Annotated in this window: 19 protein-coding genes and 1 pseudogene; 9 read left to right on the top strand and 11 right to left on the bottom strand. The window is 65.1% G+C overall.

From position 1 onward, the window contains the following. Positions 1-85: 85 nt before the first annotated feature. From ACVWYP_RS02945 to ACVWYP_RS02930, 4 genes are all read left to right on the top strand, one after another. Positions 86-1291 carry an ABC transporter substrate-binding protein gene (locus tag ACVWYP_RS02945; protein WP_304497672.1) on the top strand — a complete coding sequence of 402 codons (1206 nt, stop codon included), beginning with the start codon at positions 86-88 and terminating at the stop codon, positions 1289-1291. Positions 1292-1429: 138 nt separating this feature from the next. Next, positions 1430-2224, top strand: coding sequence for an enoyl-CoA hydratase (locus ACVWYP_RS02940; RefSeq protein WP_028341862.1), 795 nt, complete (start codon positions 1430-1432; stop codon positions 2222-2224). A 2-nt stretch (positions 2225-2226) separates the two neighbouring features. Next, positions 2227-2982 (top strand): VOC family protein, encoded by a 756-nt coding sequence (locus ACVWYP_RS02935; protein ID WP_304497671.1) that lies wholly within the window; start codon positions 2227-2229, stop codon positions 2980-2982. Positions 2983-3260: 278 nt separating this feature from the next. Then, complete coding sequence (locus tag ACVWYP_RS02930) at positions 3261-5375, top strand: acetate--CoA ligase family protein (protein ID WP_304497670.1); 2115 nt, start codon at positions 3261-3263, stop codon at positions 5373-5375. Between the two features lie 173 nt (positions 5376-5548). On the opposite strand, the gene ACVWYP_RS02925 is transcribed toward ACVWYP_RS02930, so the two are convergent. From ACVWYP_RS02925 to ACVWYP_RS02895, 7 genes and pseudogenes are all read right to left on the bottom strand, one after another. After that, positions 5549-6349, bottom strand: a complete 801-nt coding sequence (locus ACVWYP_RS02925; RefSeq protein ID WP_028341859.1) for an enoyl-CoA hydratase/isomerase family protein — start codon at positions 6347-6349, stop codon at positions 5549-5551. Positions 6350-6389: 40 nt separating this feature from the next. Next, positions 6390-7551: pseudogene (locus ACVWYP_RS02920) on the bottom strand (acyl-CoA dehydrogenase family protein). A gap of 30 nt (positions 7552-7581) precedes the next feature. Further along, positions 7582-8649: an acyl-CoA dehydrogenase family protein gene (locus ACVWYP_RS02915; RefSeq protein ID WP_304497669.1), complete on the bottom strand. Its 1068-nt coding sequence runs from the start codon at positions 8647-8649 to the stop codon at positions 7582-7584. 230 nt (positions 8650-8879) lie between these two features. Continuing rightward, positions 8880-9731, bottom strand: a complete 852-nt coding sequence (locus tag ACVWYP_RS02910; protein WP_304497668.1) for an IclR family transcriptional regulator — start codon at positions 9729-9731, stop codon at positions 8880-8882. Between the two features lie 2 nt (positions 9732-9733). Next, on the bottom strand, positions 9734-10867 hold the full coding sequence (locus tag ACVWYP_RS02905) for an NADH:flavin oxidoreductase/NADH oxidase (RefSeq protein ID WP_304497667.1): 1134 nt from the start codon (positions 10865-10867) through the stop codon (positions 9734-9736). A gap of 44 nt (positions 10868-10911) precedes the next feature. Then, positions 10912-12126, bottom strand: a complete 1215-nt coding sequence (locus tag ACVWYP_RS02900) for an ABC transporter substrate-binding protein (RefSeq protein ID WP_028341855.1) — start codon at positions 12124-12126, stop codon at positions 10912-10914. Positions 12127-12141: 15 nt separating this feature from the next. After that, the gene (locus ACVWYP_RS02895) at positions 12142-13770 is read right to left on the bottom strand and encodes an AMP-binding protein (protein ID WP_304497666.1); all 1629 of its coding nucleotides are present in this window, start codon (positions 13768-13770) and stop codon (positions 12142-12144) included. A gap of 200 nt (positions 13771-13970) precedes the next feature. Here ACVWYP_RS02895 and ACVWYP_RS02890 point away from each other — a divergent pair, with 200 nt between their 5' ends. Together ACVWYP_RS02890 and ACVWYP_RS02885 are read left to right on the top strand one after the other, a co-directional pair. Then, complete coding sequence (locus ACVWYP_RS02890) at positions 13971-14732, top strand: N-acyl homoserine lactonase family protein (RefSeq protein ID WP_304497665.1); 762 nt, start codon at positions 13971-13973, stop codon at positions 14730-14732. Positions 14733-14822: 90 nt separating this feature from the next. Continuing rightward, positions 14823-15605, top strand: coding sequence for an SDR family NAD(P)-dependent oxidoreductase (locus ACVWYP_RS02885; RefSeq protein WP_028341853.1), 783 nt, complete (start codon positions 14823-14825; stop codon positions 15603-15605). A 97-nt stretch (positions 15606-15702) separates the two neighbouring features. Here ACVWYP_RS02885 and ACVWYP_RS02880 read toward each other — a convergent pair whose 3' ends face one another. Then, positions 15703-15981, bottom strand: coding sequence for a GlsB/YeaQ/YmgE family stress response membrane protein (locus tag ACVWYP_RS02880; RefSeq protein ID WP_028336227.1), 279 nt, complete (start codon positions 15979-15981; stop codon positions 15703-15705). Between the two features lie 36 nt (positions 15982-16017). Beyond that, on the bottom strand, positions 16018-16623 hold the full coding sequence (locus ACVWYP_RS02875; RefSeq protein WP_304497664.1) for a YidB family protein: 606 nt from the start codon (positions 16621-16623) through the stop codon (positions 16018-16020). 151 nt (positions 16624-16774) lie between these two features. Between ACVWYP_RS02875 and ACVWYP_RS02870 the strand changes: the two genes are divergently transcribed. From ACVWYP_RS02870 to ACVWYP_RS02860, 3 genes are read left to right on the top strand one after another with little or no spacing between them, the layout of a single operon-like run. Then, positions 16775-17797 carry a 2-dehydropantoate 2-reductase gene (locus ACVWYP_RS02870; protein ID WP_304497663.1) on the top strand — a complete coding sequence of 341 codons (1023 nt, stop codon included), beginning with the start codon at positions 16775-16777 and terminating at the stop codon, positions 17795-17797. Positions 17798-17837: 40 nt separating this feature from the next. Continuing rightward, positions 17838-18044 (top strand): hypothetical protein, encoded by a 207-nt coding sequence (locus ACVWYP_RS02865; protein ID WP_304497662.1) that lies wholly within the window; start codon positions 17838-17840, stop codon positions 18042-18044. Positions 18045-18066: 22 nt separating this feature from the next. Then, the gene (locus tag ACVWYP_RS02860) at positions 18067-18489 is read left to right on the top strand and encodes a CAP domain-containing protein (protein WP_253606148.1); all 423 of its coding nucleotides are present in this window, start codon (positions 18067-18069) and stop codon (positions 18487-18489) included. A 114-nt stretch (positions 18490-18603) separates the two neighbouring features. On the opposite strand, the gene ACVWYP_RS02855 is transcribed toward ACVWYP_RS02860, so the two are convergent. Both ACVWYP_RS02855 and ACVWYP_RS02850 read right to left on the bottom strand, forming a co-directional pair. Next, a complete protein-coding gene (locus ACVWYP_RS02855) occupies positions 18604-19269 on the bottom strand; it encodes a hypothetical protein (RefSeq protein ID WP_304497661.1) in 666 nt (221 codons plus the stop codon). Between the two features lie 192 nt (positions 19270-19461). Then, entirely contained in the window at positions 19462-20559 is a 1098-nt protein-coding gene (locus ACVWYP_RS02850; protein ID WP_304497660.1) for a helix-turn-helix transcriptional regulator, read from the bottom strand. Positions 20560-20581: the final 22 nt, after the last annotated feature.

Genomic DNA, 20581 nt, shown 5'->3' with positions numbered 1-20581 from the left:
TTGCTGCAGTGCAGGCCATGCGGCATGATCCGGCCCTCGAAACGGACCTGATGGAACGAGGTCCGCGCTGCAAGGGAGGATTTGAATGAGACGAGTTTTGGCCGGCGTGTTGGCCTGTGCGTTTGCGATCTCGGCGAATGCGTCGCTGGCGCAGGACAAGCCTCCGCTGAAGCTCGGCGGCATCCTCGATATGTCGAGCCTCTATGCCGACATCACCGGCTCGGGCAGCGAAACCGCCGCCAAGATGGCGGTGGAGGATTTCGGCGGCGAGGTGCTGGGCCGCAAGGTCGAGATCGTGGTCGGCGACCACCTCAACAAGGCCGACCTCTCTGCCAACATCGCCCGCGACATGATCGACAACCAGGGCGTCGAGATGATCTTCGACGTCGCAGCATCCGCGACCGCGCTCGCCGCTGCCGAGATCGCCAAGGCGCGCAACAAGATCATCATGTTCAACGGTCCGGGTTCGATCCGCCTGTCCAACGAGGCCTGCGGCCCCTATACCGTGCACTACGTGTTCGACACCTTCGCGCAGGCCAATGTGACCGGCCTTGCCGCGGTGAATTCCGGTCTCGATACTTGGTTCTTCCTCACCGCGGACTACGCGTTCGGCCAGGACCTGGAAAAGGATACCAGCAATGTCGTGGTGAAGTCGGGCGGCAAGGTGCTCGGCAGCGTGCGGCATCCGATCAACACCTCGGATTTCTCATCCTTCCTGCTGCAGGCGCAGGCCTCGAAGGCCAAGGTGATCGGGCTTGCCAATGCGGGCGGCGACACCATCAACGCGATCAAGCAGGCGGCGGAATTCGGTCTCACCAAGAGCGGCCAGAAACTGTCGCCGCTATTGGCCTTCGTCACCGACATCGACAGCGTCGGGCTCGAGACCGCGCAGGGCCTGTTGCTGGCGGAAGCCTTCTACTGGGATCTCAACGACGACAGCCGCGCCTTCACCAAGCGCTTCATGGAACGCACCAAGCGGGTCCCGACTTCGGCACAGGCCGGCGTCTATTCCTCGGTGACGCACTATCTCAAGGCGGTGAAGGCCGCCGGCACCACCGATGCGGCCGCCGTCATGAAGGTGATGAAGGTGACCCCGATCAACGACATGTTCACCAAGAACGGCAAGATCCGCGAGGACGGCCGTATGGTGCACGACATGTATTTGTTCGAGGTCAAGAAGCCGTCGGAATCGAAGGGCCGCTGGGACGACTACAAGCTGGTGGCGACCGTGCCGGGCGACCAGGCCTTCCAGCCGCTGTCGGAGTCGCGCTGCCCGCTGGTGAAGAAGTGACGAAGTGACGAAGTCACGCAGTCATCCCGGGGCGATGCGTTAGCATCGAACCCGGGATCTCGAGGTTCCGGGTCTGGTGCTAGCGCACCATCCCGGAACGACGTGGCAACAACCAACAACAACGAAAGGCAAAACGCCATGAGCGACAATCAGATGGTCCTCCAATCCCTCGACAAGGGCCTGCTCACCATCACAATGAACCGCCCCGATCGACGGAATGCGCTCAATCCCGACATGACGCGCGGCCTCGTCGAGGCGGCGCGGCGCGCGCAGGACGACACCGAGGTGCGCGCCGTGCTGATCAGGGGCGCCGGCGGCACCTTCTGCGTCGGCGGTGACGTCAAGTCGATGGCGGAAGGCCGCGCACCGCTGCCGTTCGAGGCCAAGATGGCCAATCTGCGCCGCGGCATGGAGGTCTCGCGCATCCTGCACCAGATGCCGAAGCCGGTGGTGGCGCAGCTCGACGGCGCCGCGGCCGGCGCGGGCCTCTCGATCGCGCTGTCCTGCGATCTCCGCGTTGCCAGCGCCTCCTGCAAGATCACCACCGCCTTCGCCAAGGTCGGCTTCTCCGGCGATTACGGCGGCACCTATTTCCTGACCAAGATGCTCGGCAGCGCGAAAGCGCGCGAGCTCTACATGATGTCGCCGGTGCTGTCGGCGCAGGAAGCCTACAACCTCGGCATGGTCTCCAAGGTGGTGCCCGATGCCGATGTCGAGGCCGAGGCGCTGGAACTGGCGCGCTCGCTGGCGCAGGGGCCGTCGGTGGCGCTCGGCTACATCAAGCGCAACATCAACAATGCCGAGACCATGACGCTGGAAGCCTGCTTCGACGGCGAGGCGATCCACCACACGCGTGCCGGCGAGACCACCGACCACAAGGAAGCGGCCAAGGCCTTCGTCGAGAAGCGCAAGCCCACCTTCCAGGGGCAGTAACCATGGCCGAGTACATGCGGCTGCGGCAGATCTGCCTGGTGGCACCGCAGCTTGCGCCTGTCATCGCGGACATCTCCGCGATCATGGGCCTCGATGTCTGCTATCGCGACGGCAATGTCGCGAAATACGGCCTCGAGAATGCGCTGCTGCCGGTCGATACAATCCTGCTCGAAGTCGTGGCGCCGTTCGAGCCGGGGCCGGGCACGGCGGCCGGCCGCTTCATCGAGAAGACCGGCGGCCGCGGCGGCTATATGGCGATCTTCACTTGCGAGGATCCCGACGCGCGCGGCGCCAAGGCCAACGCGATCGGCGTGCGCACCGCCAACGTGATCACGCACGCGCCGTATCACGGCGTGCAACTGCACCCGCGCGACTGCCGCGCTGCCTTCATCGAGTTCAACCACACCGACGGCAGCGACGACATCCTGGGACCATACCCGCCGGCCGGCCCGGACTGGCCGAAGTCGATCCGCAAGGACACGACCTTGGCGCTGACCGAAGTGGAGATGCAGAGCCCCGAGCCGCAGGCGCTGGCGGCGCATTGGGGCAGGATCGTCGGCATTCCCGCCGATGGTACCGTGGTGAAGCTGCCGAACAGCACCTTCCGCTTCGTCAAGGGCGAGAGCGAGATCATGAGCGGCTTGACGTTCAAGGTCGCCGACAAGGCGAAGGTGCTGGAGGCCGCAAAAGCCAGGGGCTGTGCGGTGAATCGCGATGAGTTCGAGCTCTGCGGCGTGACGTTCAAGCTGACGGCGTGATTTCGTAGCCCGGATGCAGCGAAGCGAAATCCGGGGCCGCGCTCTTCGCGGATGGAGCGTTCCCGGATTGCGCTGCGCTCCATCCGGGCTATGTGTCTTTATTTCCCGTCATCCTGAGGAGCGCGCAGCGCGTCTCGAAGGATGCACGGCCCGGCTGGTGGCCGTCCATCCTTCGAGGCTCGCTCCGCTCGCACCTCAGGATGACGGGAAGGGCGGTTGAGCTAGCGGCGACGATTCAATATCGTCGAGCGCAACAACAACAATCGGGAACGCGCCCCATGCCGCATCCGCTCGATACCTTCTTCGCCCCAAAAAGCATCGCGCTGATCGGCGCCTCGCGCGATCACGAGAAGATTCCCGGGCGGCTGCTCGCGATGTTGCGCAAGAACGGTTATCCCGGCGCGCTCTATCCGATCAATCCGAACTATGACGAGATCGACGAGCTGAAATGCTTCAAATCGGTTGCCGAGATCGGCGCGCCGATCGATCTTGCCGTTATCGTCATTCCCGCGCGTGCGGTGCTGCCGGCGCTGGAGCAGTGCGCGGCCGCCGGCGTGAAGAATGCGGTCATCATCTCGTCCGGCTTTGCCGAAGAGGGCGGCGACAGCGCTGACATGCAGGACGCGATCGTGGCGCTGGCGAAGCGGACCGGGATGCGGATCTCGGGTCCCAATGCCGAAGGGTTTTACAGCCAGGCGCAGAAGGTCGCCGCGACCTTCAGCCCGACCGTCGACGTCAAGCCGGACGCGCCCGATCTGGTCGCCGGCAAGCGGCGGATCGGCATCGTCGCGCAGAGCGGCGGCATCGGCTTTGCGATCTATCATCGCGCCAAGGCGCTCGGGGTCGCGCTCAGCTATGTCGTCAGCGCCGGCAATGAGAGCGATCTCGGCGCCGGCGAGTTCCTCGACTACATGGTGCAGGATGCCTCGACCGACGTGATCCTGCTGTTTATCGAGGGCATCCGCGACGTCGACAAGTTCCTGGTGGCGGCGAAGCGCGCGGCAGAGCTCAAAAAGCCCGTGATCGTAACTAAAGTGGGCCGCTCCGGCGCCGGCGAGCGCGCGGCGGCCTCGCACACCGCGAGCATGGCGGGCTGGTCGGCGGCCTATGATGCGGTGTTCGCGAAATACGGCTTCATCGTCTCCAATGATCTCGACGAGGCCGTGACGATTGCTGCCGTGTTGACCACCAATCCGCTGCCGAAGGGCGATCGCGTCGCGGTGCTGACCGTGTCCGGCGGCGCCGGCATCTGGGGCGCCGATACCGTCTCGATGCAGGGCCTGCGCGTGCCGGAGCTTTCGGCCGCGATCCAGAGCCAGATCAAGCAATGGATGCCGTCCTATGGCGCGGCGGGCAATCCGGTCGACGTCACCGCGCAGGGCGTCTCCTCCGGCGGGCTGCAGAAGAGCATCGAGCTGTTCGATACGTCTGATGAAGTGGACGCGACGCTGGTCGTGCTGTCGCTGTCGAGCGAGACGCGGATGCCGTTCAAGGAAGCCGAGCTGAAGCCAGTGATCGCGGCGCAGAACAAGCCGGTGGTGTTCTACTCCTACACGCTGCCGTCGCAATTCGCGCGGCAGGAGCTTGCCAAGTCGGGCGTCGTAGTGCTCTCGGGGCTGACCCATGTCGGCGTCGCGATGCGGCGGCTGGCTGATTATGCCGGCTTCAAGCCTGCACCGGAGATCGCGGCATCAGCGTCGCCGGCGCACGATCTCTCCCGGCATCTCACGTCGAAGACACTGTCCGAATATGACAGCAAATCGCTGCTGCGCGCGGCCGGCATTGCGCTGCCGGATGAGGTGCTGGTGACCGACCGCGACGGGCTCGACGCTGCGATCGAGCGCGCCGGATTTCCACTGGTCATGAAGATTCAGTCGCCCGCGATCGCGCATAAGAGCGAGGTCGGCGGCGTCCGCGTCAACATCGCCGCCAAGGGTGCGGCATTCACGGCCTATCGCGACATGCTGGAGACGGTGCAGAAGCAGCGGCCGGGCGCTGAAATTCAGGGCGTGCTGGTCGGGCCGATGGCGAGGCGAGGCGTCGAGATCATCATCGGCACCATGCTGGACGCGACCTTCGGGCCTATGGTGATGGTGGGGCTCGGCGGCATCACCACCGAACTGTTCAAGGACGTGGCCTATCGCCCCGCGCCGGTGAGCGCGGCTGAAGCGGCCACGATGCTGGAGACGCTGAAGGCCGCGCCGCTGCTGCACGGCTTCCGCGGCGCGCCGAAGGCGGATGTCGCGGCACTGGTGCGGTTGATCTCGCAGATTTCGGTGCTGGCGGCGCAGCACCGAGGCGAGATCGCCGAGATCGAGGTCAATCCGGTGCTGGTGCACCCGGAAGGGCAGGGCGTGACGATCGTCGACGCGCTGGTGGTGCCGAGGGGTTAGCGTACTATCTCCCCACCGTCGTCCCTGCGAAAGCAGGGACCCATAACCACCGAATGGTGTTGGCGGAGCAAGGTAACGCCGCTTGTGCCCTTTTCGCTGGCCGCGGCGTATGGGTCCCTGCTTTCGCAGGGACGACCATGTTGAGAGAGAACGGCCGTTGAGAGAGAAAGGCCTCACCGCCCCTTGAAGTTGGCGACGCGGCGTTCGGCCGTCGCCTTGACGCCTTCCTTGAAGTCTTCGGTCGCGCGCAGCTTGGTCTGCTCGGCGAGCTCATGGTTGGTCGCGGCGAGCACACGGTCGGCGAGGCCGGCGCGCATGGTGGCGCGGGTCGAGACCAGGCCGAGCGGCGAGCATTCGGCGATCTCCTGCGCGAGCTTCATGGCTTCGGCGCGCACCTGGTCCTGCGGCACCAGCACGTTGGCGAGGCCCCAGCGATAGGCCTCTTCGCCGGTGACGCGGCGGCTGGTGTAGAACATCAGCTCGGCATTGTTCTTGCCGATCAGCTCTGGCAGCGTCGCGGTCAGGCCGAAGCCCGGATGGAAGCCGAGCTTGGTGAAGTTGGCCGAGAAGCGCGCCTCGGGGCAGGCGACGCGGAAGTCGGCGGAGACGGCAAGGCCGAGGCCGCCGCCGATCGCGGCGCCATGGATCGCCGCGACGATCGGCTTCTTGTTGCGGAAGATGCGCACCGCCTGGACGTAGAGATGGTTGATCGGCAGGTTGGAAGCCGGATCGCTCTTGGCGCGCTCCTCCTGCTCCTGGCGGGCCGGATCGCCGAAATTGGCGCCGGCGCAGAACGCCTTGCCCTGGGCGGCGAGCACCGAGGCGCGGATCTCGATATTGTTGTCGAACTCCTCCAGCGCGTCGGCGATCTGGTTGATCAGCGCGACGTCGAAGAAGTTCAGCGGGGGTTTTCGGATTTCGATCAGGCCGACATGGCCGTGGGTTTCGACGCCGATATCAGTGTACTTGGTCATGATCTGTCCTCGTTGAATTAGCGCAGGCGAGCCCGCGCGGCTAGCGCAGGCCAAGTCCGCGGGCGATGATGCCGCGCAACACTTCCGTGGTGCCGCCCTGGATCGTCAGCTTGGGCGCGGTCTTGATGGCGAAATCGAGCTGCTTTTCCAGGGTCTCGCGGTTGGTCGCGGTCTCCTCGACGAACGCGGCGAGATCGCGCACCCGATGCGGCAGCTGCTGCTCCCACACCGTGCCGATGTCCTTGACGATCGATGCCTCCACCACCGGCTCCTTGCCGGCCTGCAGCATGCCCGCGACCGATACCGACATGCGGCGCATGGTGTGCACCTGCGCCACCAGGCGTCCGATGCCCTCCGCGCTGCGGGTGTCCGGGTTCTTGCCGACCGCGCGCACGAGCTCGGTGAGCACGTAATAGGTCTCGAGGAAACGCTCGGGACCACTCCGCTCATAGGCGAGCTCCGACGTCGCCTGCTTCCAGGCGCCGTCGACCTCGCCCAGCACGTGATCGTCGGGCACGAAGTAGTCGGTGAACACGACTTCGTTGAACTCGAACTGGCCGGTGATCTGGCCGATCGGATTCACCTGGATGCCCGGCTGCTTCATCTTGACCAGGAACTGGGTCAGGCCGTGGCGGCGGTTTTCCTTGGTCGGCGGCGAGGTCCGGAAGATCGCGATCATGTAGTCGGCGATGTGCGCCGACGAGGTCCAGATCTTGGTGCCATTGATGAGATAGCCGCCGTCGGTCTTGGTCGCGCGGGTCTTTCGCCGCGAACAGGTCGGAGCCGGAGTTCGGCTCGCTCATTCCGATGGCGAAGCAGACCTCGCCGCGGCAGATCCGCGGCAGGATGTCCATCTTGATGTGCTCGGGGGCGTATTTCAGCAGCACCGGCCCGCTCTGGCGGTCGGCGACGAAGAAGCGCCGGGTCGGCGCGTTCGCCACCCGCATCTCCTCAGTGACCACATAGCGCTCGAGGAACGAACGTTCCTGGCCGCCATATTTCTTCGGCCAGGTCATGCCGAGCCAGCCCTTGGCGCCGACGCGGCGGGAGAATTCCGGCGCGTCATTGTCCTCGCGGTTCGGCGCGTGGGGATCGAAAGTGCCGGCGGCGATTTCCTCGGCGAGGAAGGCGCGCACCTCCTTGCGGAGCTGCTCGCACTTTTCCGGCAGGCGGATCGGATCGAAACGAAGGGCTGCAGTCATGATGTCCAGTCCTGATCTTTCTGCCTGATCTCAGCGCGAAGCCACCAGCGGCCACAATTCATCGGCGCCACGATTCGCGACGAGCTTGCCGAGCTCGACCGCCCAGTAGCTCTCCGAGCCGAAATCGTCGCGCCAAGCCAGCGCACGCAATGAGTAGCGGTGCAGGATGTGCTCGATGGTGAAGCCGATCGCGCCATGCACCTGATGCGCGATGCCGCTGCCTTTCTCCGCCGCTTCCGAGCAGCGGACCTTGGCCGCTGCGGCCTCGAGGAACACTGCGTCAGTGTCCAGCGACTTGGCGTTGACGATCGTATCCGCCGCCGAGGTCGCGGCGGCGAGCGCCGCGGCATTTTCGCCGGCGAGCCGGGCGAGGTTGTGCTGCACCGCCTGGAATTTCGAGATCTTCTTCTCGAACGCGACGCGCTCGTTGGAATAGCGCACGGAGATGTCGAGCATCGCTTCCAGCGCGCCGGCGATCTGGAGTGACCGCACCACGCCGCCCATCAGCATCAGCGTGGTCTGGTCAAAACCCTTCGGCGCCGGCCTGGTTGTGACCGGCTGCACCTTGTCGAGCGTGACGGTGTCGTTGTGATCGCCGCCAAGCCCGATGCCGGATTCGATCCGGCCCTTCGCGGCATCGACCAGCGCAATCGACACCCCGCCATTGCCAACAGCCAGCACCGCGAAATGCCTTGCGTCCTTGGCAAACGGCACGCCGCGGGCGCGGCCGGAGAGGCTGCCGTCGGCGTTGAGCGTCACGCGGTCCTTCGGGCTTGCCGGCAGCACGGTCATCTCGCCGTCCGGCGAGGCGATCTTGCCTTGCGTCAGCAGCCAGCCGGCCAGCATTGTTTCGGCCAGCGGAACAGCGATCGCATGCCGCCCGGCGACGTTGAGGACGCTAAAACCTTCGGCGAGACTGGCGCCGGAACCGCCGAGATCGTCAGGCACCCAGGACAGCGGCAGGCCGGCTTCGGTCAGCGCCTGCCACAGCGGCGCTTTCCATGCGCCCTGCTTGTCGTGATTGATGGTTTGGGCATCCGCGAGATCGGCGAAAATCTTTTCCGCGGTCTCGGCGACGATGTTCTCACTCTCCACCACAGCGTTCCTCGTGTTGATTGGCTCGGGCTGGCCGTTCGGCCATGCTCTGCTTGCGATGTTGTCTTGCGCTCAATGATGCGGAAAAGCCATAGCCGTGACAAGCGCTGCCCGCAGGGCCACTTGCGCGGATGGCATGAAGCCGGACGCGGCGCATGAATTCCGCATAGTGAACTTTCGATGGTCCCTGTTTGTATGCCACGCACACGCGCAAACTGGCCGGTGACATCTGTTCAGTCCGCCAGATGAAACTCGATCGCTTTCCGCATCAGGTCGGCGAATTCGGTTTCCTGGGTGACCAGCGCGTCGTTCAATCCGGCCACGCACAGCACCAGCGGTTCGTTCGATTCCGCTGATGGCGGCAGGTTCATGGCGACGGCGCCCGCGCCCGGCGTGACCAGGCCGAGCGAGAAGGCGTGCCCCTTGGCGCGGACCTTCTTCAGCTCCAGCAGCAGCGCCTTGACGTCGACCTGCCGGTCGGGCCGGGTCTCGTTGGCGTTGATCAGGCGCACCAGGCGGCGCACCTCCTTGTCGGGATAGGCCGACAACAGCGCGTAACCCGATGCGGATCGCGCCAGCGGCCGCAGCGTTCCGGCCTTGACATACAGCCGCATCGGCAGCTTGGCCTGAATGATATGGACATACTGCGCGCTGAGCCCGTTGCGCACCGCGAGCATGATGGTCTCTCCGGTCCGCGCGGAGAGTTCTTCCATCAAATTGACCAGACGTCCTTTCGTGAACAGCGCCGGGCTCAGCCAGTGCCCCAGCATCGAGATCCGCGGCGTCGGGATATAGGTGCGGCGACTGGTGTCATAGTGGAGATAGCCGAACGCCGTCATCGTTCGCATCAACGCCGAGGTGCTGGACTGCGGGAACTTGAGCGCGGCCGCGACCTCGATCGCGGAAGCGGCGCGCTGGTGCTCCTCGAAGAATTCGAGCACATCGAACACGCGCCGCGCCGACTTGACCGCATTGTCCATCTTCGGCAGGTCGCGCGAGGTATCGCCGGGGAAATCGGGGCGGTCGAAAGTCCGCGCGCCGGCAGCCGCGCCGGCTTTCGCCAAATCTTTCTTCGCCACCGGCATCGCTATCGTCCCTGCTGCGCCACCCGCCGCTTCAGCCACCAGCCATATTGCTCGGGCCAACTCGTCCACTCCGGATCGCATCCGAGCGCAAGTGCCGTCTGCGCGGGCCAGTTCGGATTCCACAGCAGTTCGCGGCCGAGCGCAATAAGCGTCGCCTTGCCGTCCCGCAAAATGGCTTCGGCGTAGTCCGGTTCGCGGATCAGCCCGACCGCCACCGTCGGCATGCCGACTTCCTTCTGGATGCGCTCGGCGAACGGCACCTGGAAGCCCGGGGTGCGCGACACCAGCGAATTGCCGCGCGGCAATTTCATGCCGCCCGACGAGCAGTCCACCATGTCGATCCCGACCGCCTTCAGCTCGGTCGCAAACGCGATTGAGTCCTCGATCGACCAGCCGATGTCGACGCCGTCGACTGAGGAGATGCGGACGAGGGCCGGCAGATGGTCCGGCCATTCCTCGCGCATGATCGCCGCGATGCGCAGCGGCAGGCGCATGCGATTCTCGCGCGACCCGCCATAGTCGTCGTTACGGTTGTTCGCCAGCGGCGACAGGAACGAGTGCATCAGATAGCCGTGCGCGCAGTGCAGCTCGATGACGTCGTAGCCGGCCGCCCTGGCGCGTCGAAACGCCTGGCGGTAGTCGTCCACCAAGGCATCGATCTGCTCTGACGTCATCATCTGCGGCGAGGGCCAGCCGTCGTCGAACGGGATGCCGCTCGAGGCGGCGATCTGCCACGGGCCTTCGCCGCGCGCCTTGATGTCGGCCTCACCCAGCGGGTTGCCGCCTTCCCACGGCCGCTGCGAGGAGCCCTTCCGGCCGCCATGGGCGATCTGGATCGCGGCCTTGGCGTTGAAGCTGTGGATCAGCGCGGCGAGGGCGGCGTGGTCCGCGATGTGCGTATCGTCCCAGATGCCGAGGCATCCATGGGTGATGCGCCCCTGGGTGTTCACCGAGCTCTGCTCGACGAACACGAGGCCGGCGCCGCCGGCGGCGAGCTTGCCGATATGCGCGGTGTGCCAATCGGTGGCGCGCCCCTCGCGCGCCGAATAGGTCGCCATCGGCGAGACCATGATCCGGTTCTTCAGTTCGAGGTCGCGCAGTTGCAGCGGGGTGAAAAGCAGCGGCAGCTCGGTCATTTGGTGTCCAACCTTGCTTGTGGTTTGCGGATTCATGCGGGCAATCATTTCTTCAGCAGCGGGCAGGCGCTCTCCTCGGGCGTGGCAAACGCCTCCTTGCCCGGGATCACCTGAACCAGCTTCTCGTAGTCCCAGGCGCCCTTCGATTCGGCCGGCGACTTCACCTGCACGAGATACATGTCGTGGATGAGCTGACCGTCCTCGCGCAGGAATGCGTTGCGGGCGAAGAAATCGTCGATCGGCATGTCCTTCATTTGCGCGATCACCTTGGGACCGTCGTCGGTGCCGGATTTCTCGACCGCTTTGAGATAGTTCATGACCGCGGAGTAGAGACCGGCCTGCACCATGGTCGGCCGCTTCTTGGTCCTGGCCATGAATCGCGCGGCAAAGTCGCGGGTCTTGTCGTCGAGATCCCAATAGAAGGCGGTCGCGAGCTGCAGCCCCTGGGCTGCCTGCAAACCGATCGCGTGGATGTCGCTGGTCTGCATCAGGAAGGCTGCGAGCTTTTGCGTGTGCGCCATCCCGAATTCCTGCGCCTGCCGGATCGAGTTGGCGAGGTCGCCGCCGGTGTTGGCAAAGGCGATCACATCGGCCTTCGAGCTCTGGGCCTGCAGCAGATAGGACGAGAAATCCATGCTGTTGAGCGGATGCCGCACCTCGCCGGCGATGCTGCCGCCGACCTTCTCCACGGTCCTGGCCGCGTCGTTGCGCAGGGCATGGCCGAAGGCGTAGTCGACCGTGACGAAGTACCAGCTCTTGGCCCCCGATTTGGCCAGCGCCCGAACCGTGCTGTTGGCGAGCGCATAGGTATTGTAGGTCCACTGCACCGAATTCGCCGAACAGCCCTTGCCGGTGAGATCGGAAGAGCCGGCCGACGACACCAGCATCGCCTTGTTCTTCTGCTTGGTGAGCTCGAGCACGGCGAAAGCGACCGCGGAATTGGCGAAATCGACGATGACGTCGACATTCTCCTGCTCGTACCAGCGCCGCGCGATGCCGGCGCCGATATCCGCCTTGTTCTGATGGTCGGCATCGACCATGGCGATCGGCTTGCCCAAAACCTTGCCGCCGAAATCCGCGATCGCCATCCGGACCGCTTCGACCGCGCCGGGGCCGGCAGCGTCGGCGTAGAGGCCGGCCTGATCGGTCAGCACGCCGATCTTCACCGCGTCGTCGGAAATCTGCGCGTGGGATGGTGCGGCGAAGACGACTGAGAGGATTGCAGCGCTCGCGGCCATCCATCCGTATCTCGATGTCATTGTCCCTGGTTTCCTCTACTTCGATTGCCTTATGGCGTTGGTCTTGTCTTGCCGCAGGTCGATCATGCCCGGATGCGACTGCGGATCCCTGTCCGCGCCGAGCAGCACGTGTTTCTGGATCTTGTTGGTCGAGGTCAGCGGCAGCTCCGCCACGAAGGCGATCCACGCCGGCAGCTTGAACGCCGCCAGGCGTTCGCGGCAGAAATGGAAGATGTCTTGCGCGAGCTCGCGTGCAGCATCGGTGCCGTCGTTGATCACGATGAAGGCCGCAACTTCCTCGTCGCGGATCGGATCGCGCGCGGCGACGACTGCGGCCTGCTTGACCAGAGGCGACGTCGTCAGCACGGCCTCGACCTCCGCCGCCGAGATGTTCTCGCCGGCGCGCCGAACCAGGTGCTTCAGCCGGTCGACGAACACGAAGGCGCCGTCCTCGTGCTGCCAGGCGCTGTCGCCGGTGTGAAACCAGCCGCCGCGCCAGGCCTGCTCGGTGGCCTCGGGGTCCTTCAGATAGCCGGAGAAGAAGCCGCGCCGCGGCGTCGCTTCCGAATGGCGCACGCAGAGCTCACCGACTGCGCCTGGCGGCAGCGCATTGCCGTCGGCATCGAGGATGATCATTTCGAGGCCGGGCACGCTGCGGCCGATCGTGTTGGTCTCGAGATGGCGCGGCTCGACCGTGTTGAACGGACTGCGTCCGGTCTCCGTCATGCCCCAGCCTTCGACGAAGGGGATGCCGAAGCGTTCGCGAGCCCGCGCGCGCTGCTCGGGATTGGCGCCGACGCCCATCGAGAAGCGCAGCGCATGGGCTTTCTCGTCCGGCGTCTCCGGCTGCGCCAGCAGGGCCGCGACGATCACGCCGAGATAATGCAGCACGGTTGCCCGGCACGCGACGATGTCGCGCCAGGCATGTTTCGCGTTGAAGCGTTCCGGCAGGATCAGACAGCCGCCGGTCAGCATCATCGCGATCGGGGTCAGCGTCAGGCCGGCCATGTGAAACAGCGGCAGCGGGCTGTACAGGCGCTCCGTTCCTGCATGATACGTCGCCTCGCCGCCGTGGCTGATGTACCAGCGGCCGGTCGAGACCACGTATTCATTGGTCAGGATGCATCCCTTCGGGCGCGCCGTCGTGCCTGACGTGTAGAGCAGCGCAGCCTCGGTCTCGCTTCCCGGCTCGCCGGCGTGCGGTGGTGGCCGCCTGGCCGGCGGGACTTTCTCGATGCCGGCGCCGAGATCGTCACCGGAGACGGTGAGCAGCGGAACGTCGCCGGTCAACGCTTTCTGCAATTCCTTCTGATCGGCCAGCGTGACGATCAGGTCAGGCTCGGCATGCGCGATCAGGTACGCGATTTCCGCCGCGCGATAGGCCGGGTTGATCGGAACGATCGAGACGCCGAGGCCGTTGAGCGCCAGCCAATGCACGATGAAATCGGGCCGGTTCTCCAGCAGCAGGCAGGCGCGGTGTCCGTGGCCGAAGCCTGCTGCGCGGTACTGATCGCGCAATGCGCAGACCTGCCGCGCAATGGCGCCATAGGACAGTTCGACGCCATCGGGAAAGTATGCGCGGTCGGGACGCGCGGGAATGCAGAGAAAGGGTTTGAACGCTGCCGCATCGGATGTCGCAGCGAACGTGCTGAACACGGTGTACATCGTGGCGAAACTTCCCTCTGACGGCCGCTGATCGATGTCAACGATGCCGATCCGAAAGAGCCGGGTGCTTCGTTGAGCGCATTTGTCATGCGATCGCGACGTTGCGCGGAAGCTATAAGGACGAATAATATGCTGTCAAATCCATTATGAGTTTCCATAAAACTCATATGTAATTTGAAGCCAAAATCGGAGGTAACGAGATGAAGATGCACATGTTGTCGGGCGGCCGTCTCCAGATGTCGAAGCGGACTTATCTGCCTGACGCGGCGCGCGGCGAGATGATCGAGCTTCCGGTGTCCTGCGTGCTGTTGCGGCACACGCAAGGCAATATGCTGTTCGATACCGGATGCCATCCCGATGTCGCGACCGATCCTGAAGGACGGCTCGGCACGCTGGCCAAATACATGCGCCCGATCATGCCGGCGGACGACCATGTGCTGACGAGCCTGAAGGCCGTTGGCCTCGGCCCCGACGACATCGACGTGGTGATCTGCTCCCACCTGCACACCGACCATTGCGGCTGCAACGCCTTCTTCAAGAAGGCGACGATCTTCGTGCACGCACTCGAGGTCGAGGCGGCGAATGCCGATAACGCGTTCGATCGCGGATACATCAAGGCGGATTGGGATCATCCGCTGAAGATGGAGATCTTCGATAAGCAGATGGATGTGTTCGGCGACGGCAAGCTCACGCTGGTCCCGCTGCCCGGCCACTCGAAGGGAACGACCGGCGCGCTGGTCAAGCTCGACAACAGCGGCGAATTCCTGCTCGCCTCCGACGCGCTCAGTGTGCGCGCCAATCTCGACCAGCGGACTTCACCGAAGAACAGTCTCGATGTCGACCAGTTCCTGAAGTCGCTCGACGAGATCGCCAGGCTCGAGGCATCCGGCGTCAGGATCATCTGCGGCCATGACGAGGCGCAGTGGGCCAGCCTGCAAAAGGGGCCGAATGCCTATACGTGAAGGTTTGGCGCGGTTTGCAGATGCTGTCTCACGCGATATGGTGTGCCGCCGCCGGAGTTCATCTGGCTCACAACAACAAGGAAAATGCAGATGTCCAAGGATGGTTTGTGCGCGATCGTGACGGGATCGGCATCGGGACTCGGCGCCGCCACCGCGCAAATCCTCGCCACGCAGGGCGCGCGCCTCATCATCAACTATTCCAACAGCAAGGCGGAAGCTGAAGCGACCGCGGAAGCCTGCCGCAAGCAGGGCGCCGAGGTGCTGGTGGTGCAGGGCGACGTCTCGCGCGATGAGGACTGCAAGAAGATCGCAGCCGCCGCGCAGGGCTGGGGCCGCCTCGACGTGCTCGTCAACAATGCGGGCACCACCAAGCACGTGCCGCATCACGATCTCGACGGCCTGACCGCGGAGGATTTCCAGCGCATCTACGCCGTCAACACCATCGGCCCGTTCCAGATGGTTCGTGCCGCGCGCGCGCTGCTCGAAGCCGGCGCGAAGGCATCTGGCCGTCCCTCGGCGGTGGTCAACGTCTCCTCGGTCGCCGGCATTTCCGGCGGTGGTTCGTCGGTCGCCTATGCCGCGAGCAAGGGCGCGCTCAACACCATGACGCAGTCACTGGCGCGCGCGCTGGCGCCGTTGATCCGCGTCAACACGGTGTGTCCGGGCTATATCGATACGCCCTGGTTCACCAAGGGGCGCGGCGAGACGGGCGCCAAGCAGGTGCGCGATGCCGTGGTCGCGCGGGTGCCGCTGAAGGTCGCATCAACGGCCGAAGATATCGCCAATCTGGTCTGCTTCCTGGCAAGCCCGGCCTCGAGCAACATGACCGGCGAGTTCGTCCGCATGGATGCCGGCATGCATCTGATTCAGTGAACTGGCTATCCACGTCTGCCGACCGTTACGGAAACGAAAATGCCCGGGCCAGGCCCGGGCATTTTGATTTTGGATCGATATTCGGTTTGCTGTGCTGTCACCTGTTTCCCGGATCCGGGATCACGCGCGCCGCGACCAGCCGATTCCAGATGAACAGCACCACCAGCGCGCCGATCGTGGCGGTGATGAAGCCGGCGCCTTGTTCGGGACCGTAATGGCCGATCGCCTGGCCGATGAAGGTCGCGAGAAACGCACCGGCGATGCCGAGCACGGTGGTGAGAATAAAGCCGCTTGGATTGTTCGGTCCCGGCGACAGGAACCGCGCGATGATCCCCGCGATAAAGCCGACGATGATGACCCAGATGATGCCGCCCATGACTGTCGTCCTCCTCAGATGGAATCAACGCTGCCGTCAGAGCCTGCGGTGCAACTCGTCGCCGCTCGGCAGCCGTCCGTCCGGCGTCAGGTGATTGATCGCGTCGGGCAGATACTGGCTCAAGCCCTGCAGCAGATCGTCGCGCGACAGGCCGCTCGTTGACGCCAGCGAGTCGATCTGGTCGGCGCCGAGCGCGTTGGCGAGATCGCCGGGCGCGATCTGCTTGTTGGGACCGTTGCTGACCCAGGAATTGGCCGCGTCGCCGTGACCCTTTTGCTGCAACTGGTTGAGCAGGTCGCCGAGGCCGCCGCTGAGCACGGTGCCGGCTGCGCCGCCGGCGAGCAGGCCACCAAGGCCGCCCTTCAGCAGATCACCGAGCCCGCCGCCACCGGCGCCGCCGGGCAGGCCTGCAGTGACGTTGCCGGGAGGAAGCGGCGGCGCCTGCGCCGGCTTCGGCTCAGGGGCGCTCGCGTCCGCCTGGCCGCCCGAGAAATGCTTGACCGCCTTCCATGCGAGCAGCGCGAGGATCGCCATCGTCATCGGCGACATTCCGCCGCCGCTGGAGCTGTCGGATGATGTGCTTGGCGCGCTCGGACCGCGCGGGCCGTTCTGCATGCCGTTGAGTACGTCCAGTAAACCCATGATCGTCTCCTGCCGCAACCGTGCCCCGAGCGGGAAACATAGCTTCCGCCCATGACGGTTACAAGGCGGGCCACCCGGCCTGCGGTGCGTCGAAATAGGCAGGCAACCCAAGGTCTGCTATCGAGCCAATGATGAATGGACGTTTGGACAGATGAACCAGGACCGGCCGATCGGCATTGCGGGCGCCGGAAGCATCGGCTGCTTCGTCGGCGGCATGCTCGCGGCCGCGGGGCGCCGTGTCGCGCTGCTGGCGCGGCCGCGGCTGATCCAGGAGATCGAAGGCAACGGCTTGCGGATCAGCAGCTTTGACGGTTCCGAGAGGACGGTATCCGCGGACCGGCTCATTGTGTCCGACGATCCGTCGATCTTGTCCGACGTTCAAACCGTGCTGGTGACAGTGAAGAGTGCCGACACCGCCGCGATGGCCGATGTGATCGCGCACTACGCGCCTGCCGATGCCGCGGTGATCAGCCTGCAGAATGGCGTCGGCAATGTGCCGCTGCTGCGCGACCGCCTGCAGGGCCGCAAGGTGCTCGGCGGCATGGTGCCGTTCAACGTGGTCGCGCTCGGCGACGGCCGCTTCCATCGCTCGACCTCCGGCGACATCGTGATCGCGCAGGATGACGCGGGCACCGCAATGCGGCTGTCGGTGCCGGGCCTTGCGATCAAGGACACCGGCAATATCGACGGCGTGCAGTGGGGCAAGCTGATCGTCAACCTCAACAATGCGCTCAATGCGCTGTCCAATATTCCGCTGCGGCAACAGCTCGCGCAGCGCGGCTGGCGACGACTGCTTGCCGATCAGATGGCCGAGGGCCTGGCCGCGGTGCGCGCCGAAGGCATTGCGCCGGTGTCGCCGACGCCGCTGCCGTCGAGCTGGATGCCGTCTTTGCTGCGGCTGCCGGATGCGCTGTTCGACATGCTGCTCGGCCGCACCATGAAGATCGATCCCGAGGCGCGCTCCTCGATGTGGGAGGATCTGCAGCGCGGCCGCCGCACCGAGATCGACTATCTGCAGGGCGTGATCACCGCGATCGCGGATCGCCGCGGGCTCGCGGCGCCATTGTCGCGCCGCGTCATCGCGCTGATTCGGAACGCGGAGGCGGACGGCAAGGGATCGCCGGGGCTGACGCCCGAACAGATCCGCGATGGCAGCGACCATGAACGCCGATGATCGTTCGCCACGTCGATCGAACAACAGAGGAGGTGACATCATGAAACGGTCCAGCATCATGCTGCTCACGCTTGCTGCACTCGCGGCCGGCCCGGTCCGTGCGGCGCCGCCGACCGTGACACCGTCGCCGGGCTATGATGCGCGCTTGCAGGAGCAACGCGCGGCGGCTGCGGCAGCGAGCCGAGCGGCCGTGCCTGCGCACAGATCGGTCGCGCCCCGGCACCACAAGCGCACCCGCGCGCGCTGATCCATTACAGAGACGACCTCAGATGAAGCTGCTGTTCCTCGCGCTCACCTTCGTGTTTGGCTTCGCCACGGCCGCAGGCGCCGCCGACTATGCCGGCTCGATCAGCGCCTACCGGCGCGCCAACCGCATGCCCGCGGTGAAGCTCGACGCGAAGCTGAACGCGATGGCGCTGAAGCAGGCGCAGGCGATGTCGGCGACCGGATCGGTCAGCCACTCCGCGGGCGGCAGCTTCTTCACGCGCATCGCGCCGCTCAAGAAACAGCGCGCCGCGGAAAATATCGGCGCCGGCTTCATCGCCTTCGCCGAGATGCTGAAGCAGTGGGAGAATTCGCCCGGCCATCGCGAGAACCTGTTGATGCCGGGCGCCAAGCGCGTCGGCGTCGCCTTCGTCGACAACCCGAAGTCGCCGTACCGCAGGTTCTGGGCGATGGTGATTACCGATTGAGCCTGCGGTGTCATTCCGGGGCGGAGCGAAGCGACGAACCCGGAATCTCGACGGTAATGGCAGCGAGATTCCGGGTTCTCGCTTGCGCGAGCCCCGGAATGACTAAGCGAGTCGTCAGTTTCGCTTCGCAACCTTGGTCGGTGGCGGCGGTGTCGGCGTGAACAGCTTCTTCAGGCCGTCCAATCCCTCGGAAAGCCGCGGCCATTCGCAGGAGAACGTACCCTTCACGCAGTTGCTTGCCCGCGGCCGCGGCTCGGGAATAGGGACGGCAGCGACCCGCGGCTTGACCGGCCTTGTGGCGGGGACGGGGACTTTCGCAGTCTCACTGCGCACCGGCTCATTGTGCAATGATGCCTGCTGGATCTGCGGCGGCCGCACCGGCTGTGTCTCCTGCCGCTCGAGCTGCTTCGCATTGAATGCCGCGACGATGCGCGAGCGGCGCTGCTGCTCGAGGTAGCCGGTATATTCCTGGTCGATCTTCTTCTGCTCGTCCGGCGTCGGATTGGGACCGGCGATGTCGAAGCTGCGGTCCTGCATGAAGTCGTAATAGGTGTAACCGCCGCCGGGCTTGCGGCGGCCGGCGAACTTGGCGTTGCACTCGGCGAGTTGCGCGGTCTTGTCTTCCCTGGTCTTCGCCTTCTCGGCGAGGTCGGCGCAGTCCTCGAAGTCCTTCGGCCCGCCGCGCCACCATTGCGCGTGCGTGCTCATCGGCGCCAGCACGCAAGCGGCGGCGAAAGCAGCAACAGCCAACGTCGATGATCGTGACGGCATCACGGACATTGAGACCAAACCCGAACGACACAGAGTGAGCAGATTGTCGCCATTTTAGTGACACTTGTCACCCGGGAACCCGACGATTTTCCTGACCTGTGGAATGTTGCCTCGCCTGATGGAACACGGCCTTCACGATTGGAATAATTGAAGAATTCCCATCGTAAGGGCCGGAGATCAGAACAATTCGCCCCGAATAGTTCACTTCACCCTATGCAGCAGTGCGACCAGTTCCGCCTGCCTGTGCGTGCCGGTCTTCTGGAAGATCGTCTTGAGCTGATTGCGCGCGGTGGCAAGGGCGACGCCGGCCTCCTGCGCGGCCGCTTCGACCGAATCGCCGCGTGCAAGCCGGGTGGCGAGGCGTGCCTGCGCCGGCGTCAGTTCGAACGTCGCCGCCAGCAGCGCCTGATCGAACGCCGCGCTGCCTTCGAGGTCGCGGATCAACAGGATCGCGCGCGCCCCCAGGAACGGCGAGCGCGCGGCCGGAGGGACCGGCTGGATCTGGATCACGATCGGCCGCTTGTCGATCCGGCGCACCACGATCGGCGACGACGGTAATGGGTGCAGGTCCGAGCTGTGGGCCAGCTGGTCGATCAGCCTGGTCAGATCGGCATTGGCCTGCCGGTCGAGCAGCGTGAGGCGATTGTTGCGGATCGCAAGGTCGTAGCCGAGACAGCTTTCCGCCTGGCTGTTCATGCCGATGACGGCACCGAAGCGGCCGACGGCAATCGCAGCGACCTGGATCAGATCGAGTGCGCTGGTGATGCCCGAGAGCGCGGAGCGGCCGACGACGGCGGACAGCGTCGCGGCTTCCGTGAGCGGCGCCGACACCCTTCGCAGCGCCTTGATCTCGTCGGCGTCGAACAGGCCTTCCCTGGGTGAGCGCTGGATCGTCAGTGCCCACAATGCCGGGCCGGAGTGGAAGCCGACGGCCGCGAACCATTTCAGTCCGAACTCGCCGAGCGTGGCGTAGAGCGGATCGCGCAGCATCTCGGTTTCGGACTCGAACAGATCCGCATCGGTGATGACGTCGACGCCGGCGTGCATCAGCGGCACGCCGCGGGCCGCGCGGATGTCGGTTAGATGAAGATTGTGCGGGAAGTAGGTCTTGGTGAAATACTCGGTGATCGAGTCCGTGCGCGGAATGTCTTCGGTGCGGATATCGCTCTGAAGCATCGCAGCGCCGGTCGCGCCAACGGCGGCGCACACCTCGTCCATGAAGGACGGCCAGGTCGATGGATCGAGAACCACATCGCCGAGGCGCGCGGTCACATCGTCAAGCCTGTGCAGGTCGACCAAAATTCAGCTCCGCCGATGCAAA

This window comes from Bradyrhizobium sp. USDA 3262 (assembly GCF_054060035.1).
Note: the sequence above shows the minus strand (reverse complement) of the source record. Positions and strands in the feature narration are given on the sequence as shown.

Coding starts and splice junctions, on each gene's coding strand:
- ACVWYP_RS02895 (WP_304497666.1), bottom strand. CDS start 13,770: ATGTACACCGTGTTCAGCACGTTCGCTGCGACATCCGATGCGGCAGCG.
- ACVWYP_RS02945 (WP_304497672.1), top strand. CDS start 86: ATGAGACGAGTTTTGGCCGGCGTGTTGGCCTGTGCGTTTGCGATCTCG.
- ACVWYP_RS02940 (WP_028341862.1), top strand. CDS start 1,430: ATGAGCGACAATCAGATGGTCCTCCAATCCCTCGACAAGGGCCTGCTC.
- ACVWYP_RS02855 (WP_304497661.1), bottom strand. CDS start 19,269: ATGTCCGTGATGCCGTCACGATCATCGACGTTGGCTGTTGCTGCTTTC.
- ACVWYP_RS02910 (WP_304497668.1), bottom strand. CDS start 9,731: ATGCCGGTGGCGAAGAAAGATTTGGCGAAAGCCGGCGCGGCTGCCGGC.
- ACVWYP_RS02900 (WP_028341855.1), bottom strand. CDS start 12,126: ATGACATCGAGATACGGATGGATGGCCGCGAGCGCTGCAATCCTCTCA.
- ACVWYP_RS02870 (WP_304497663.1), top strand. CDS start 16,775: ATGAACCAGGACCGGCCGATCGGCATTGCGGGCGCCGGAAGCATCGGC.
- ACVWYP_RS02925 (WP_028341859.1), bottom strand. CDS start 6,349: ATGACCAAGTACACTGATATCGGCGTCGAAACCCACGGCCATGTCGGC.
- ACVWYP_RS02885 (WP_028341853.1), top strand. CDS start 14,823: ATGTCCAAGGATGGTTTGTGCGCGATCGTGACGGGATCGGCATCGGGA.
- ACVWYP_RS02935 (WP_304497671.1), top strand. CDS start 2,227: ATGGCCGAGTACATGCGGCTGCGGCAGATCTGCCTGGTGGCACCGCAG.
- ACVWYP_RS02875 (WP_304497664.1), bottom strand. CDS start 16,623: ATGGGTTTACTGGACGTACTCAACGGCATGCAGAACGGCCCGCGCGGT.
- ACVWYP_RS02930 (WP_304497670.1), top strand. CDS start 3,261: ATGCCGCATCCGCTCGATACCTTCTTCGCCCCAAAAAGCATCGCGCTG.
- ACVWYP_RS02860 (WP_253606148.1), top strand. CDS start 18,067: ATGAAGCTGCTGTTCCTCGCGCTCACCTTCGTGTTTGGCTTCGCCACG.
- ACVWYP_RS02890 (WP_304497665.1), top strand. CDS start 13,971: ATGAAGATGCACATGTTGTCGGGCGGCCGTCTCCAGATGTCGAAGCGG.
- ACVWYP_RS02880 (WP_028336227.1), bottom strand. CDS start 15,981: ATGGGCGGCATCATCTGGGTCATCATCGTCGGCTTTATCGCGGGGATC.
- ACVWYP_RS02905 (WP_304497667.1), bottom strand. CDS start 10,867: ATGACCGAGCTGCCGCTGCTTTTCACCCCGCTGCAACTGCGCGACCTC.
- ACVWYP_RS02865 (WP_304497662.1), top strand. CDS start 17,838: ATGAAACGGTCCAGCATCATGCTGCTCACGCTTGCTGCACTCGCGGCC.